This window comes from Moraxella tetraodonis (assembly GCF_022359095.1).
Lineage (GTDB): Bacteria > Pseudomonadota > Gammaproteobacteria > Pseudomonadales > Moraxellaceae > Faucicola > Faucicola tetraodonis.
In genome coordinates this window covers 651,201-666,848 of the sequence record NZ_JACSYB010000001.1, presented here as the reverse complement: position 1 = coordinate 666,848, position 15,648 = coordinate 651,201, and the positions used below count along the sequence as shown (strand labels likewise).

Here is a 15,648-nt window from a genome sequence, read left to right as displayed (position 1 = left end):
AATTTTATAAATCTTTAACGACTTTTAAACCTGCAAAGGTCTGTGCGGTAGGCATGACTTCGATACGGTTGATATTAACGTGTTTGGGCTGTTCAATCAGCCATGCCACCATATTGGCGATATCTTGTGGGGTGACATATTGCACGCTGTCATAAACTTGGGCGGCTTTGGCTTCATCGCCGTGAAAACGAATATTGCTAAACTCCGTGCCACCGCATAGTCCTGGCTCGATATTACTGACACGGATATTTTTACCGACTAAATCGGCACGCAAGTTTAGGCTAAACTGGGTCACAAAGGCTTTGGTCGCGCCATACACATTACCACCAAAATACGGATAACTGCCTGCAGTTGAGCTTAAATTAATAATGTAGCCGTCGTTGTTGGCGACCATGAGAGGTAAAATTTCATGGGTTAAATGAATCAAGCCTAGAATATTGGTATTGACCATTTGTTGCCAATCGGCAAAGTCTGTTTTATCCGCGGGTTCAAGTCCCAGTGCCAATCCTGCGTTATTGACTAGCACATCTAGGTTATTGAGTACATCGTTTGGCAAAGTTTGTAGCGCGGTTTTGGTGGCGGGCAAGTCCGATACGTCAAAGTTTAGCGGGATAAAGTTACCGCCTAATTGGGTCTGTAGTTCGTCCAGTTTTTCTTGGCGTCTACCAGTGCCGATGACGGTATGACCTTTTGAGATGAGTAATTCGGCAATCGCTTTGCCAAACCCTGCGGTTACGCCTGTGACCAAGATATTCATTTTTCACCTGTAGTTTTTTGTTCTATCGTACTAGAACGCTAGTATAAAGTATTTTGCTGAAATTGCAATGTTAATGTTTGACTTACTTAAAATGTTACCAACGACTATCGTTTTCACAGACATCACCATCTTTATCACCATCCATTTTAGTATCAGGGCAATTTTGTGAAAACCATTCAGCTTCTTCACGTGAATTCATTTGGCTACAATGTTGTCTACCATCACATTTGAAATTGGTATTATTAACCGATTTTTGTTGCTCTATATTAGCAAGTGTTTGCTTAGATACTTGCGAATTAGTATATTCTGAACGATTTGACAAATTCTGATAGCCGTAATAGATAAGGCAAGCAATTGCTAAAAGACCAAATAGAGAACTAAACAAACCTTTTGGCTTATTATTTGGTAATTTTGATTGTCTATGCCTATGGGATTTTTTTGGGAAAGACATATCACTATCTTTACGTCGAGAAATATTGTCATCTCGCTCTAATTCTAAGTAAAGGTTTCCTTTTTGAGCATTTGTCGAAACATTATCATTTAGTTGATCTTTATATCTTGCTCTAGTCACCTGTAACCCTTTTGGCGTATTTTCAACTTGAAAAACGACATCATCACCAACTTTTGGACGAAGTGAATTAGGCGGAAAAGCCGAAATATGCACAAATACATCTTTGTCCAAATCATGAGATTTTACAAAGCCAAAACCTTTGTCATCGTGCCAGCGTACAATTTTACCGATACTCATTTAATTCCTCACTTTATCTAAAAAACCTGTCATTTTCGCCAAACTTTTCACCCCTTTTGCTGACTCAATGCCGCCACTCACATCCACGCCATAGACATTGGTTTTAGCAATCGCTTCGCCCACGTTATCCGCCGTTAAACCCCCCGCCAAAATAATCGGTAACGGCGAGTAGTTGGGGATTTTTTCCCAATCAAAGCTATCACCTGTACCGCCAAATTTATCGGGATGATAGGCGTCAAGTAGCACGCTACACGCCCCAAAGTCTTTAAGCGCTTGGATTTGGCTGACAATCGTCTCCGTGGTGTCATCATGGCTGATACGTAATGCCTTTATCCAGCGTTTATTGATTCTATCCGCCATCAGCTTGCATTCTCGCGGCGATTCATCTCCGTGAAACTGCACGATATCAAACGGCACGTGATGCGATAGATAAACCAGTTCTTGCTCGGGCATATTGACCACCAATGCCACCACCGTGATAAACGCAGGCACAGCTTTAGCAAGCTCACAGGCTTGCTCGGCGGTCACTGCTCGCGGGCTTGGCTCATAAAATACAAAACCCACCGCATCGACGCCAAGATTGACCGCATTTGTAATATCTTCAAGTTGGGTAAAGCCGCAAAATTTGACCGCTGTATTTTTCATTGCGTTGTGTTTGTCTTGAGAATGATAAAAGCTAGTATAACGAAAAAAGACACCCAAACGGATGCCTTTTCTCAGTCTTTTATTAGGCTATAACGAATGTCACATTCGCTTAAATTAAAGCCGCCTAGATTAAGCCTCTTTTTTTTCTGATTGTTCTGACTTTTCCGCCTTGTCTGCATCGTCAGCTTTCTTGGCTTCTGCAAGTTCTTCTATTTTTTCTTGAGCAGTCTCTTTAAGCGTGGCTGCTTTTTCTTGAACTGTTTCTTTTTTTTCTTGAACTGTTTCTTTTAAGGTTTCAGCTGTTTGCATGACACTGTCAATCACTGTGCTTTTGTCATCAGCGCTATCTTTCGCATGGTCTTTGGATTGCGCTTTAGCGTGCTTTTTGCTATCTGCTGCTGATTTGGCGGTGTTGATACCTAGCATGCTATAACAAAAACAATGACCTGTCGCACCCGATACTAAGGGTATTAAGCCAAGCATTTTCATCTTTTTGCTTTTCGCTGATTTTAGTAAAGCTAGACCTGCCACAACACGCACGACTCGTTCTTTGTTGCCCACATTGGTTTTCATTTATTATTCTTCCTTATTTTATGATAATTGATTTAAGGGAATTTTAAGGTAGCGAACGCCATTGTTTTCTGGTTTTGGCAATTCACCTGCATTGATGTTAACTTGTACCGATGGCAAAATCAAACGTGGCATTGCAAGTGTTTTGTCACGTTGGTTACGCATTCGTACAAATTCTGCTTTAGGCGTGCCTTGTTTGACATGAATGTTGCGTAATTTTTGCTCACCGACATAAACCGTTGCGATATGCTCACGCCTACCCTTGGGTGGATAATCATGGCAAAGATACAGCAGGGTATCATCGGGCAAAGCTAATAAACGCTGAATCGATTCATACAACTCCTCGGCACTACCATGGGGAAAGTCACAGCGTGCAGAGCCGACATCAGGGGCAAAAATAGTATCACCGACGAATACCGCAATTTTTTCTTTGTCCCCGCTTTTATCCGTCACTTTATAAGCCATATCGGCTGGGGTATGACCCGGTACATGCATGGCTGTAATGCTCAAATCACCCAGTGTTAACTTGCTGCCTTCCTCAGTCAAAATATCAAATTGACTGGCATCGGTGTCTAGGTCGTCAAAGTTAAAAATGGTTTTAAAGGTTTTTTGCACCTTATCGATATATTTACCCATCACTATTTTACCGCCTAATTGCGCTTTGATATAAGGCGCGGACGATAAATGATCGGCATGGGCGTGGGTTTCGATGATATAGTCAAGGGTCAACCCTTGTGATTTGACAAACCCAATGACTTTATTGGCATTGTCATAGCTAATTTTGCCGGCTGCGGGGTCAAAATCCAATACTGGGTCGATGATGGCACAGTGTTTGCTAGCTGTATCGACTAGGACGTGGGTAAAAGTTTCAGTGTCTTTGTCTAAAAAAGAATGAATGTTCATAAATTTTCCTGTTATCTAAAAACGCTTTTGGCATATCTTTATGGCAATTTCAACTGAAAAAACACTTTATACTTTTGTATAATAGCCGCATTGTAAGGCGTTGCTCAATTCATTATATTATTTTATAATATGTTTTTCAATATATTGTATTGGCGCAAACGTTTATTGATTTTAAAATTATGTAAGACGTTTGATGGTAGCACCAGTTAGTATCAGCGATTGCGTATCAGCCATCAAAACACCTTGGGGGAAAAGTCATGTCTGAAATTGCCGAACCGCAGTCCGATGCGCCTGTGTCGATGGATGCAACCATGCTCGATCAAATGCACGCTGCTGCAGGAAAAGCCAGCCAGTTGTTAAAGTCATTATCTCATCCTGACCGCTTGATGCTGCTGTGTCAATTGACGCAAGGTGAGCATTGTGTGAGCCAGCTTGAAGAGAAAGTGGGACTGGGTCAACCAAGTCTGTCGCAGCAATTGGGGATTTTGCGTAAAGATGGTTTGGTCAACACCCGCCGCGAAGGCAAACAAATCTATTATTCAGTTACCAGTGACGATGCCTTAGCAATCCTCAATGTACTGTATGATCGGTTTTGTCAGACGAAATAATTAAATCTATAACTGACCAGTCTGCCAATTTATCGGAGGCTAATTTATCAGATAACCACTGTATCGGGATAACCACCTTGCCATTACATGCAGCCTACTTGCGACGCTTGCCCCACTGGGTAACGCACTATAACAAGGCAAATCTCAGTCAAGATTTGTTGGCGGGCATTATTGTGGGTATCTTGGTGATTCCGCAAAGTTTGGGTTATGCCATGCTGTCAGGGTTGCCCCCTGTATATGGGTTATATTCAGCGATTGTGCCGGTACTGGTGTATGCGTGGATTGGCGCAAGCTCGGTCAATGCCGTTGGTCCTGTGGCAATTACGGCGATTATGACCGCACAAGCGCTGCAGCCCTATAACGAGTTACCGCCGATGCATTACGCCATTATGGCATCGTTTTTGGCGCTGATAACAGGGGCACTATTGTGGCTAGCAAGCGTGTTTCGGCTCGGCTGGATTACCCAGTTTATTAGCCGTGGCGTGACGGCAGGGTTTATTAGTGGCGCGGCGATTTTGATTTTGGTTGGGCAAATCAAATATGTGACGGGTATCGCGATCAGTGGCAATTCACTGCTAGAGAATGTTGAAACCTTTTTGTTTCATCGCCGTGAGTTGCACGTGCCCACCTTGATGGTCGGTGTTGCGGCATTCACCGTACTAATTATCAACCGCTATTATCTTAAAACTTGGCTCAAGCCTTTATTGGCTGCCAAAGTCATTGAGGTCATCACGCGTATGTTACCCCTTGCGGTACTGGCAATCGGTATTATCGCCAGTCAAGTTGGTAATTTTGCCGATATTGGTATTCGCACGGTGGCGGATGTACCCAGTGGTTTGCCGCATTTTGTGCTGCCGTTTTATCAGATTTCGCCCGTTGAACTCATCAATTTATTACCTGCAGCCGGATTGATGGCGCTGATTGCGTTTGTCTCTAGCAACTCGGTTGCCAGCTCATTTGCCCGACAACGCCATGAAGCTTACGATGCTAATCTAGAACTTAAAGGCTTGGGCGTTGCCAATATCGCAGGTGCGTTTTTTCAGTCGTTTACCATTGTCGGTGGCTTCTCACGCACCGCGGTAAATGTCGATGCGGGCGCGCAAAGTCCGCTTGCCAGTATGTTATCGGTACTGGTAATGGCATTGGTGCTGCTGTTTTTTAGCCAGACTTTAGAGCCACTCCCCTATGCCATATTGGGTGCCACTATTATGGCTGCGATTATCAGTATGATTGATGTACAGACACTCAAGCAAGCGCTGCGCTATGACAAACTCGATGCGCTGGCATTTGGCGTGGCGCTCGCGGGTGTGTTATTGTTTGGGCTAAATATTGGCTTGGTGCTGGGGCTGTTTGCTTCCTTTGCAGGCTTGATTTGGCAAACCAGCCACCCGCATATCGCGATTGTGGGTCAAATTGGTGATACCGGGCATTTTCGTAATGTTGCACGCCATCCAGTGACCCAGTTTGATGATTTGTTGATCATTCGCATTGATGAAAGTCTGTTTTATGGCAATGCCCAGTCCGTGCTACAGTTTATTGAGAAGGCGATTGCCAGTCATTCACAGACTAAAAATCTGGTACTGATGTTGTCGGCAGTCAATCACATCGATTTGACCGCACAAGATATGCTCATCAATCTAAACCAAAATTTAGCGGCTCGGGCTATCACCCTACATTTTTCGGAAGTCAAAGGGCCGGTGATGGATGTGATTGAAAAAACCGATGTAATTCAAAAATTAACAGGCAAGGTATTTTTAAGTACGCAACAAGCGGTTAAACAATTAACCCAATAAATATACTTGTCGCAGTCAGTAAAAACATGAATAATCAACGCTAACTTTATAAATAAGGAAACACAACATGCCAAACAATACTGTTTTTTATGGTCAAATTGAGCCACAGCAAGTTGCTCAAATTCAAGCGCAAGGTTTTAAAACCATCATCAACAACCGCCCAGATGGTGAAGAACCCAACCAACCGCTGCAAACGGATATCGCTACTAAAGCACAGCAAGCAGGGCTCGCCTATCATTATCTACCGGTCGTTGGTGGTCAATTAACCCGTGAGCAAGTTGAGCAGTTTGCCGAGATTTTTAATCAAGCAGAAAAACCCGTGTTTATGTTCTGCCGTTCGGGCAACCGCTCAAACGTGTTATTTCAGTCTGCCAAACAGCTTGATTTGCTAGACGACTAAACCTTTTTAGTGAAAGCCATGACAGCAAAAATAACCCTGTGGATAGACGCTGACGCAATTCCCAATATTGCCAAGCAAATCATCATCAAAACCGCGGAGCGCACGCAGACAACCACGATTTTTGTCGCCAATCGTGCCATTGCTTTGCCGCGGTTGCCAGTTTTGCAGATGACAGTGGTCGAAGGCGGTTTTGATAAAGCCGATGACTATATCGCAGCGCACTGTGTGGCGGGTGATGTGGTCATCACCAGCGATATCCCCCTCGCCAATGACTGCATTGAAAAAGGCGCCAAGGTAGTCACTTCTCGCGGTTTTGTGTATGACAAAGACAACATCAAGCAAAAGCTTAATATGCGCGATTTTATGGATACCATGCGTAGTACAGGGGTACTTGAGCCAAATCAGCAAGGCGGACAAGCCCCCTATAGCGACAAAGACAAACAAGCCTTTGCCAATATTTTAAATGCTTGGATTCGCTAGTTGATTATGCTAAACCCTATTCGTGCTATTAAGTTATTGTATCAACTGGAAAATCACCCCGAACCACTGGGTGTCAGTCAGGCGATGATTGAGCAAAATGAGCAGGCCTTGGGCGTTCAATTACCTGCAGGTTTGTATCATTATTTATTGGCTTTAGGCAATATTGCTAGTCTCAATAGTGGCTTTAATCACCTTGGCTTATTGCCGTTAGAACGCTTGGGCGACCATCTTGTCATTGGCAAAACCTGCGATAATGACGGCGTTTGGGGTATTCATGTCGATGACCTAAAACAACTCAATCCCATGGTGCAAATGAGCCGCAACTTTGATGCGATTGAACAAAGCGAGATTCATTGGTTTGATGAATTGCCACTGGCTGAGTTTTTGCTGGCGCAAGCGATTATTAATGGCGTCAATGGGGGATTGAAACACCATGCACAAATTTATGATTTTGATGGCATCACAATCCCACAGGATTTGGAACAAAAACTACAAAGTTTAGCCAGTGAAATCACCGAACTGCAACAGCCGCATGAGCGCTATTTTCAAGCTGAGGATTTTGGCGTGGTGATGTTATTGGGTATGGATGAGTCTATTCCCAATGCCTTTATGATTGCTTCGCAAGATGAGCACAAATTCAATGACTATATCCAGCAATTAGCGATTGGATTTGTATATTAACCCAGCCGTAGCATTATGACGACTTAGCAAACCATTTTTGTCCAAACATAAAAAACGATACGCCCACCAGCATCAATACAATCCCCAAAAATTTACTCCAATGCAGGGTTTTCACAGGCATACCAAATAAACCCAAACTATCCACCACCATGCCCATGACCAGCTGACCTAAAATAAACAAAAACACCGTATTGGTAACACCGATTTTTGGCGCTAAAAAAATCGACGCAAAAACAAAAAACGCGCCCAGCGCACCGCCAAGCCATTTCCACCAATCACTGATTTGCATGTCTGATAGACCCGATTGTACCGCTTGCCAATCGACAAATAGCAAAGACACCAAGAACAATAATAGCGCGCCAACCGTAAACGATACAAATGCTGCCATTAGCGGTTGACCACCAAACATTGCGCCCAATCGGGTATTAATCGCTGCTTGAATCGGGATGCCCAAGCCTGCCACCAGCCCCAAAAATAAATGCCAAATTTTCATATCAATTCCTATTTTTTGAGTTCATCGCTATTAGGCGTGAGGGGTGGGTAAAGCGATGACATCGCGGATATGGGTTTTGCCCGTTTTAATCATCAGCAGCCTGTCAATACCAAGCGCAATGCCACTACAAGCTGGCAAGGCATCACAAGCTGCCAGCAGGTTCTCGTCAATTGGCATCACAGGTAGCCCGCGTTTTTTACGCGCCACATTATCTTCATCAAAGCGCAGACGCAGCGCTTGTCCATCAGCCAGCTCATCATACGCATTGGCGATTTCAAGACCATTGATATACAGCTCAAAGCGTCTAGCTACCCGATTACCATCTTTGTCTGTGACTGTCTTGGCAAGCGCGGCAGTGGCGACAGGATAATCGTAGATGAGTGTCGGTAGCGCTTTTCCTAAATTAGGCTCCACCAAATGACTAAATAACAAATCTAACCAGCCTTGGTGATCGTCCCCCAAATCAATGTTAAGACCATTATCTTTGGCGATGGCTTTGAGGGTATCGCAACTGGCATTGAAGGGATGAATTTTAACAAAATCCATAAAGGCATCGACATAGCGATAATGGTCAAAAATCACCGGATAGCCGAGTACCGCGGACACCAAATCATTGGTTTCTTTTGCCAGTTCATCCAAGCTAAAATTGGGACGATACCATTCAAGCATGGTAAATTCAATGTTGTGACGGCTGCCAATTTCGTTGTCGCGAAACACGGGGCAAATCTGGTACATCGGCACTTGCCAGGCTGCCAATAGACGCTTCATGGCAAATTCGGGTGAGGTGTGCAGATAGTAGGTTGTTGGATGGTCACTCACAGTGACATTGCTAGAGACGGATTGCAAAAATATATCGGTATTACCCGCCTGTGACATCACCGGGGTTTGTACTTCTAGCACCTGTCGCTCGGCAAAAAATTGGCGGATGGTGGCGTACATCGCAGCACGGGCTTGGGCGGTTTGTAGGGTGCAAGTAGGTTGATAAGTGGTTGACATAGCAGTTTGGATAGGTGGATTTGCGACAATATTAGCAGACCCAAAAAAAATAGCTAGTATTTTCCCATACTGGCTATTTTTGCTTTATGTCATGGTGAACATTTTTTATCAAATTTTGAACACGTATGATTGCCATTCACGGCGCAGCGGATAATTCTTACGCAGGTTATCAAAGTCTTTGCCTTCAATATCACCGTTTGCATTTGCCACACTACGTAAACGCTTGTCATCGGCTTTGATATCATACATCACAGGAATTTTATTGAGCAGTTGGTGGCGCTCGTGGTCTTTGAGTGGGTTATGCACTTCTTGAAACAGCGGCACTTCAGCTGGCATCAAGGTATGAAAATCAACCGTTGGGGCAACCTGTAAATAGTTGCATAAGGCATTGTAGACAAACTGTGTACCCCTAAGTTTGCCTTCTAGGGTATAACCTGCGATATGCGGGGTAACGATACTACAGGCTTTGAGCAGCTCTGCATCGATATTGGGCTCGTGCTCAAACACATCGAGCACACACACATTCGGGCTTGCGACAATATCATCACGACCGAGCACTTCACCGCGTGAGGTATTGATGATGATGGCAGTGTCGGATACGGTTTGCCAGCGTGCTTGGGTCATTAGATAGTCGTGATGGGTGGGATATGAGCTGTTGTGCGCATGCGTTAGTGGCACGTGAAAGCTAATCACATTGCTTTCTTGCAGCACAGTTTCAAGTTTGGCGTTGTTCACCACCGATGGTGGTTTGAGTGGGTCATAGCCCAGCACATTCCAACCATAGGAAATCGCATATTGCGCGAGGGTATTACCGATATTACCCACCCCAATAATCCCAAGGTTGATGGGTTTGAATAAATAATCAGGGCGCAAATTGGCAATCGCTGCCACCACATATTGTGCAACCGAGTGTTTACTACAGCCAGCGGCATGGGCAAAAATGATACCGCGCTTGGCGAGATACTCCACATCGACATGGTCGATGCCGATGGTGGCACTACCGACAAATTTGACGCTTTTATTGTTGTCTAATAACAGCTTGTTGACAGGCGTGACGGAACGTACTAACAAAATATCAGGCTGATGCTCATCTATCACAGCCGCGTCAATCTCACGCCCTGCCATCGCAATCAATTCGATGGGTCGCCCTAAAGTGTGTTCATTAAAAAAATCGCTTAAATGAGCAATATTGCCATCAGCAATAATTTTCATATTGTATCCCTATCTTTCTTTTTGTTGTCATCATCCAACTTACAGACCGTTAGCATAACAAATTTTTATGACCTTTTGATGTGTATGCTGACTTTTTTCAATTGACTTCCTCCCCTCTCTAAAGTGAGGGGATTCCTTCTACAAGACGGTCAAGCCCGACCGCAAGAATGTTCCGACTGGCATTAATATCTCTATCATGCCGTGTGTCACACTTCGCACAAGTCCATTCTCTTATTCGCAAACCTGCTCTACCGCTCAAGCTGCTGGACATATCACCACAGCACGAACAAGTTTGGGTAGTGTATTTCTCATTTACGATTTCAAAACGGCAACCTGCGTTCTCGCATTTGTAGGTCAGTTGCCTTTTGAGTTCAAACCAACCTGCATCGTAAACCGATTTGGCTAGTTTGCCTTTTTTACTGTTAAATTGGGTAGTTCTAACATCACCTACCACGATTAGGGCATTGTCTTTGACTAATTGGGTAGTGAATTTGTGGATTAGGTCTTGGCGTGTATTTTTGATTTTGGCATGAATCGCTTTGACACGCTGTTTGTTTTTGGCACGTTGGGCGGTGGCTAATGCTTTGGCATATTTGAGCGTTTGCTTGATTTGTAGTTTATCGCCATTTGAGGCTGTAGCACTGTCTTTTAAACCTAAGTCAATACCGACGCTACCAGTTCCACAAGTGGTTTTAGGGTATTGTTTGACGGTAATACAGGCATACCAACGGTTACGGCTGTCTTGGACAATTTCCAGCGTGTTGATTTGATATAGGCTAAGGTTGTAGCTGTCCCATAGGTCAATGACTAGTTTTTGCCCTTTGGCTAGGGATAGTTGCAAGGTGGATTTTAAGCCCTTTTTGCCTGTTTGGTGCGTGGCAATATGCTTGATGGCAGATTGCTTGAATGGTAGCCAACCTAATGACTTACGCTTAGAGTTTGGGTTGTTGGTTCGCCATGACAGTTTAGCCTTTTTGAATTGTTTTCTAGCTTTGGCATGGGTTTCATTGATTGCCTGAATAGTCTGACTATGCAAGTCTAGTAACTCACCGCTACCTTTGGTGTAGTCGTTTAGGTCATAAGCACTAAAGAATTTGCCAGTTTTTTGTAGGTGTCTGTAACTCAAATCATTGACATAATTCCACACGAAATTGACCGAACCGCTTAGGCGGTTCAGTTGGTCTATATGTTTATCTCGTATGCGTAACTTGAGTGTTTTCATTGGATTATTTTAACAAAATTTATGCAAGTATTATACTGCATGAGCTTCCTTATACCCACTGCTTCAAGTCGGTGGTTTTACGGCAACGGTGATAAAAATTGGGGAAATTTATCGCATCAATTTGACCAGTATCACCATGATAATCAAAACAAACACCCCACCGATAGCAATCACTAGAAGTTTTTTATCTTTGGCTGTATCTTTGGTGGATAATTGGGTTTGTAAGCGCAGCCTGTCATTCCTAAGTTGCTGCGTCAACTCATTGGATAGTGAGGATGGTGGCGTCGGTTTTGGGGTCTGTGCTGTCTGTGATGTCTGTGGTTGTAAAGTTGGCTTTACATCAGCAAGCTTTTGCCCAGTCGTTTGTTGAATAGCGACTTGTTGCTGAGCAGTAGCTGACATTGGATTTTCTAGCTTGTCTGACATCAATCCGATAGCTGAACTTTGTTCTCGGCTGGGTGCTCGATTGGTTGCTCGATTGGGTTTAAATTTTGGCCATAGCCGCTTTTGGGTCGCGGCATCGGTGCTATCCTGTGCGTATTTTTGCTGCCAGTGAATATAAGGAAGTAAATCATAATCTTGCCCAAACTGCTCATAAGCCAAGCTTAGCCAATAGTGATAATAGGCTTTATCCCATAATTGGCTAGGCAATACCATAATTTCACCCTGCTCGGGTTTATTTTGGTAAGCATGAGTATGAATGATAATGGGCACTACGCTATTTGATAACATGCCATTGGGCAAATGACGCCGCCAAATCCAACTGGTAGTTATCCGATAGTTTGTCGCTGCGATACTGGCTGGATAAGCCAAATTAAATACCCTAGATGTGTCGTCTTGGCAATGTAATTGATAAAACGCCACATCGGGTGGAGCATTTGGCGGCTGATTTGGCGGCTGATTGACTGTACCAACCGCATCCATTAATTGACTTGCCTTGGCTTGCAAATCTTCTACCCTTGCTTGCCCGCTTGGATCAAACAAAATGTCGGCACAACTCACCCGATGGTTGGCAAAAGGCGTGTCTCGCTCCTCTTCTGACATAGGCTCGGTTAACGCCGCATCAGATTTTATCACCACGCCCCACACCACTTTGCCATAGCGATATAAATCCTCGGTCGCTTCTACTTGCCGATACAGTTCATCTTTAATCAAATTATCACTAACGTATACCTGCAAATAGCTTTGTTCGTGGTGGCTGGCTTGCAAAATATGTTTTGCCAAATCAAACCCGCGCCAATCAATGCTGGTATAGTCAAAAGTTGCCATATTCCCATTGGGTTGATTATCGAGTATCGGCAATAGCGTAAAATCAAAATGCGTCACCAGCTGCGCGTTTTGTTGCTGGATACGCTGATCTTTGGGCGGCAATACCCAGCTATCAAGTTGATTGACATAGGCATCTTGCCACAGCGTTTTGACCGCGGTATGTTGTGTTGAAGGTGCGCTTAGCAGTGCTTGGTAAAAGTGAGTGGTTAATGCGGTTAGTTGTTCTGACGTAATCGCTGTTTGTGCGCCGTTTTGATGACTGACTAACGGATAAATTTTTAGACTGTGCCAATCATTGGCAGACTGATACGGCAACACAAGCTGCAGCTGTAAGCGAGGGTTTTCATACACCCATATCTCAATCACGATCCCTTCAGTACGCCCCATCGGCAAATTGGTATAGCTATCAAAACAGCCAACGATTATGGGGGCTAACTGTGGGTTTTGATGCAGCGTTTGGTAGAGGCTATCAATTAGCGTGTCTATATCTGTATCTGTATCTGTATCTGTGGCTGTAACTGTGTCTAAATCCGTATCGCTAGGTGATAACAGCTTAATATTGAATGGATTAAATGCGGTTAAGTCACCCCCTGTATTATCGCTGCGATGCGCTTGATAGACACAAGGTACAATCGGCTGACCTTGTGATAGCCTTGATAGCACAGACGCCACCAATCCACCCGCCGCCTGCATGGCTGACGTCCAAGACGCTAGCAAGTCAGCGGTAGCGCTCACAGCGTCTTGATAAGGATAAACCGCTAGGTGACCTGCATTTTGCCGTTGCACAATATCCGCAAACTCAGCAGCGGTGGTCGGAAAATTGCTAGCAAGTCCAAATAACCGATTGGTCACTACCAGCATCGGCGTGCGATAGCAGTCCTCAAACAGCAGCACAAAACTATGCTCAAGGCATTCAGCAAACGCCTCGCCCAAGCTATCATACATCTGCGCAAAAGATACCCAGCGCACGGGCGCATTGGCCAAGCGACTGCTAGTCACGCCAATATAAAACCCCAGCAAATAGCAAAATGCTTGACGTGAGGCATCTTGCAAAAAATCAAGATAATCCGCTTGCGTAAACCCAAACGCCTGCTGAATAGCCGATAATGCCTCATCAATTTGCACTAAGCTATCACGGCTATGATCAAAATTCACCCCTGCCAAAAACGTAGAAAATGCGATAGCGTCGTCTTGTAGTTTGCCTGTTTTCACTTTTGCCAAGTAGCCCTGACACACTGCCTCAGGCGATTGCAATAAGTTGACTTGCGATTGCTGATACACGGTCTGCGTCATCTGGGCAATAAACTGTGGCAACACATCTTTACCCTGCAGCAAATCTGGTAATAGCTTAAGCGGTTGGCAATATAACTTGTGCCCGATGCGCGCGGTGAGTGAGCTGTAAAAATTGGCAGGTAACTGTGAGTGGGTGGGGTGCTTATTTTGCCGTGCCAGTTGCGCTGACATCGTGTCATAGTCATACCAAGCAATCGCTTGCCCGGTGGTTTTGGCTAAATAGTCTGCAATATAAGCGGCGAGCGCTACTACAAGTGCTTGCCCGCTTTGGTTTGCCAATAATTGTGGCAATTGAATGTGGCGTTTTGCCATTGCCGCAAAAAACCGACTGAGTTGTTGTAGGCTGTTGGCTGAATAATCAAAGTCAATCTTTTGCAAGTTTTCCCAAAACAGGATCTTAAACGGCGGTGTCTGCTTGGTCTGCAAATAATATAATAAGGTGTTGACTTGTTGGGCTATGGTCGGCTTCATCGGGGGGTTTTGGCAACAATTTTTTATCATTTTGGGGTAAATTGTTGGCTTTGGCAAGTGCTAGCCGTGTGTGCTGCCGCAATAAAAGATAAAAAACCAAAGCCCACTTTGGGTGAATGGGCTTTTGTCATCCACAAGCTTTTAAACACTGACTTTTAAACTTTTTTGACGCTTATTTTAAAAAATCAGGGTCTTTATAAGCCGGGTTTGGATAATCGTAAAAACCCTTCCCCACTTCAAACCCTGTGCGACCTTTATCAATCAGTTCGGTTTGCAGTTTTTGGATAAATCGCTCGGCAGTTTTTGAGCCTGTTTTGGCTTTTTGCTGGCTGACATTAACAATGGTATTAACCCCTATGATATCCATGATGGCAAACGGTCCCATCGGTGCACCTGTGCCAATCATCCAAGTTTTATCGACTGTGTGGGGATCGGCAATGTCATTGGCATACAAGTGCATACCGGCATTTAAGAAAGGCACCAATAGGGTATTTAAGATATAACCAGGTTGTTCTTTATTGAGTGGTAACGCCACCATGCCAATGGCTTTGGCATAAGCAACAATGCTGTCAAATACTGCTGGGTCGGTATGCGCTGAGCCCATGACTTCTGCGGTGTTGTTCACCCAGATATGGTTGGCAAAGTGTAACGCCAAAAATTTATCGGGGCGACCTGTAGCCTCGACCATTTGGCTAGGAATCAACGTTGAGCTGTTACTGGCAAAAATCGTGTGGCTTGGGGCTACCTTTGCCAGCGCCTTATAAAATTCATTTTTGATATCAAGGACTTCTGGTAAAGCTTCGATGACCAAATCAGCCTCTGCCACTGCTTCGCCTAAGTCAGTCACATAGCGAATCGCATCGGTGATTACTTGGGCTTGTGCTGGGCTTTTGTCATAGAATTTGGCGTAGATGGGCATGAGTTTTGCGATGCGCCCTTTGACCTTTTCAGGTTCTTTATCAAAGATTGTGACGTTAAAGCCAAAAAAGGCGTTTTGCATGGCGATTTGAGAACCCAGTACGCCGCCGCCGGCTACCGTAACCTGCTTGATGGATGAAGTATTTGCTGTTGTCATGATTTATTCCTTTAAATCGCTATGATAGTTTA

16 protein-coding genes are annotated in these 15,648 nt (G+C 44.4%); 5 read left to right on the top strand and 11 right to left on the bottom strand.

Annotated features, from left to right (window positions below; genetic code table 11):
- Window positions 1-4: 4 nt before the first annotated feature.
- The 5 genes from H9W84_RS02985 to H9W84_RS02965 form a co-directional block, all read right to left on the bottom strand.
- Entirely contained in the window at window positions 5-757 is a 753-nt protein-coding gene (locus H9W84_RS02985) for an SDR family NAD(P)-dependent oxidoreductase (RefSeq protein ID WP_239741588.1), read from the bottom strand.
- Between the two features lie 94 nt (window positions 758-851).
- Complete coding sequence (locus tag H9W84_RS02980) at window positions 852-1,505, bottom strand: cold shock domain-containing protein (RefSeq protein WP_239741587.1); 654 nt, start codon at window positions 1,503-1,505, stop codon at window positions 852-854.
- On the bottom strand, window positions 1,506-2,150 hold the full coding sequence (locus H9W84_RS02975) for a phosphoribosylanthranilate isomerase (protein ID WP_239741586.1): 645 nt from the start codon (window positions 2,148-2,150) through the stop codon (window positions 1,506-1,508). It abuts the gene before it with no gap.
- A gap of 129 nt (window positions 2,151-2,279) precedes the next feature.
- On the bottom strand, window positions 2,280-2,723 hold the full coding sequence (locus tag H9W84_RS02970) for a YgaP family membrane protein (protein WP_239741585.1): 444 nt from the start codon (window positions 2,721-2,723) through the stop codon (window positions 2,280-2,282).
- Window positions 2,724-2,741: 18 nt separating this feature from the next.
- On the bottom strand, window positions 2,742-3,623 hold the full coding sequence (locus H9W84_RS02965; RefSeq protein WP_239741584.1) for an MBL fold metallo-hydrolase: 882 nt from the start codon (window positions 3,621-3,623) through the stop codon (window positions 2,742-2,744).
- Window positions 3,624-3,922: 299 nt separating this feature from the next.
- Here H9W84_RS02965 and H9W84_RS02960 point away from each other — a divergent pair, with 299 nt between their 5' ends.
- From H9W84_RS02960 to H9W84_RS02940, 5 genes are all read left to right on the top strand, one after another.
- Window positions 3,923-4,231 (top strand): ArsR/SmtB family transcription factor, encoded by a 309-nt coding sequence (locus tag H9W84_RS02960; RefSeq protein WP_218833445.1) that lies wholly within the window; start codon window positions 3,923-3,925, stop codon window positions 4,229-4,231.
- Window positions 4,216-6,024, top strand: coding sequence for a SulP family inorganic anion transporter (locus H9W84_RS02955; RefSeq protein WP_239741583.1), 1,809 nt, complete (start codon window positions 4,216-4,218; stop codon window positions 6,022-6,024). Before H9W84_RS02960 ends, H9W84_RS02955 begins: the two co-directional genes overlap by 16 nt.
- Before the next feature lie 67 nt (window positions 6,025-6,091).
- A complete protein-coding gene (locus H9W84_RS02950) occupies window positions 6,092-6,424 on the top strand; it encodes a protein tyrosine phosphatase family protein (protein ID WP_128680659.1) in 333 nt (110 codons plus the stop codon).
- Between the two features lie 30 nt (window positions 6,425-6,454).
- A complete protein-coding gene (locus H9W84_RS02945; RefSeq protein ID WP_239743605.1) occupies window positions 6,455-6,904 on the top strand; it encodes a YaiI/YqxD family protein in 450 nt (149 codons plus the stop codon).
- A 6-nt stretch (window positions 6,905-6,910) separates the two neighbouring features.
- Complete coding sequence (locus H9W84_RS02940) at window positions 6,911-7,585, top strand: hypothetical protein (protein ID WP_239741582.1); 675 nt, start codon at window positions 6,911-6,913, stop codon at window positions 7,583-7,585.
- Between the two features lie 13 nt (window positions 7,586-7,598).
- Here the strand turns inward: H9W84_RS02940 and H9W84_RS02935 are convergent, their stop codons facing one another.
- The 6 genes from H9W84_RS02935 to H9W84_RS02910 all read right to left on the bottom strand — a co-directional run bounded on the left by H9W84_RS02935 (window position 7,599) and on the right by H9W84_RS02910 (window position 15,616).
- Window positions 7,599-8,078 carry a DMT family transporter gene (locus H9W84_RS02935; protein ID WP_239741581.1) on the bottom strand — a complete coding sequence of 160 codons (480 nt, stop codon included), beginning with the start codon at window positions 8,076-8,078 and terminating at the stop codon, window positions 7,599-7,601.
- 30 nt (window positions 8,079-8,108) lie between these two features.
- Window positions 8,109-9,074, bottom strand: a complete 966-nt coding sequence (gene epmA, locus H9W84_RS02930) for an EF-P lysine aminoacylase EpmA (protein ID WP_239741580.1) — start codon at window positions 9,072-9,074, stop codon at window positions 8,109-8,111.
- 108 nt (window positions 9,075-9,182) lie between these two features.
- A complete protein-coding gene (locus H9W84_RS02925; protein WP_159769057.1) occupies window positions 9,183-10,286 on the bottom strand; it encodes a 4-phosphoerythronate dehydrogenase in 1,104 nt (367 codons plus the stop codon).
- Between the two features lie 118 nt (window positions 10,287-10,404).
- The gene (locus H9W84_RS02920) at window positions 10,405-11,508 is read right to left on the bottom strand and encodes an RNA-guided endonuclease InsQ/TnpB family protein (RefSeq protein WP_239741579.1); all 1,104 of its coding nucleotides are present in this window, start codon (window positions 11,506-11,508) and stop codon (window positions 10,405-10,407) included.
- 108 nt (window positions 11,509-11,616) lie between these two features.
- Window positions 11,617-14,541 (bottom strand): hypothetical protein, encoded by a 2,925-nt coding sequence (locus H9W84_RS02915; protein WP_239741578.1) that lies wholly within the window; start codon window positions 14,539-14,541, stop codon window positions 11,617-11,619.
- A gap of 172 nt (window positions 14,542-14,713) precedes the next feature.
- Window positions 14,714-15,616, bottom strand: a complete 903-nt coding sequence (locus H9W84_RS02910; protein WP_239741577.1) for a 3-hydroxyacyl-CoA dehydrogenase — start codon at window positions 15,614-15,616, stop codon at window positions 14,714-14,716.
- Between the last annotated feature and the right edge of the window lie 32 nt (window positions 15,617-15,648).

Bases quoted from the DNA above. Each gene is read 5' to 3' on its own strand.
- H9W84_RS02985 (WP_239741588.1), bottom strand. From the start codon at position 757: ATGAATATCTTGGTCACAGGCGTAACCGCAGGGTTTGGCAAAGCGATT.
- H9W84_RS02940 (WP_239741582.1), top strand. From the start codon at position 6,911: ATGCTAAACCCTATTCGTGCTATTAAGTTATTGTATCAACTGGAAAAT.
- H9W84_RS02950 (WP_128680659.1), top strand. From the start codon at position 6,092: ATGCCAAACAATACTGTTTTTTATGGTCAAATTGAGCCACAGCAAGTT.
- H9W84_RS02960 (WP_218833445.1), top strand. From the start codon at position 3,923: ATGGATGCAACCATGCTCGATCAAATGCACGCTGCTGCAGGAAAAGCC.
- H9W84_RS02970 (WP_239741585.1), bottom strand. From the start codon at position 2,723: ATGAAAACCAATGTGGGCAACAAAGAACGAGTCGTGCGTGTTGTGGCA.
- H9W84_RS02910 (WP_239741577.1), bottom strand. From the start codon at position 15,616: ATGACAACAGCAAATACTTCATCCATCAAGCAGGTTACGGTAGCCGGC.
- H9W84_RS02965 (WP_239741584.1), bottom strand. From the start codon at position 3,623: ATGAACATTCATTCTTTTTTAGACAAAGACACTGAAACTTTTACCCAC.
- H9W84_RS02920 (WP_239741579.1), bottom strand. From the start codon at position 11,508: ATGAAAACACTCAAGTTACGCATACGAGATAAACATATAGACCAACTG.
- H9W84_RS02980 (WP_239741587.1), bottom strand. From the start codon at position 1,505: ATGAGTATCGGTAAAATTGTACGCTGGCACGATGACAAAGGTTTTGGC.
- H9W84_RS02935 (WP_239741581.1), bottom strand. From the start codon at position 8,078: ATGAAAATTTGGCATTTATTTTTGGGGCTGGTGGCAGGCTTGGGCATC.
- H9W84_RS02975 (WP_239741586.1), bottom strand. From the start codon at position 2,150: ATGAAAAATACAGCGGTCAAATTTTGCGGCTTTACCCAACTTGAAGAT.
- H9W84_RS02925 (WP_159769057.1), bottom strand. From the start codon at position 10,286: ATGAAAATTATTGCTGATGGCAATATTGCTCATTTAAGCGATTTTTTT.
- H9W84_RS02915 (WP_239741578.1), bottom strand. From the start codon at position 14,541: ATGAAGCCGACCATAGCCCAACAAGTCAACACCTTATTATATTATTTG.
- epmA (WP_239741580.1), bottom strand. From the start codon at position 9,074: ATGTCAACCACTTATCAACCTACTTGCACCCTACAAACCGCCCAAGCC.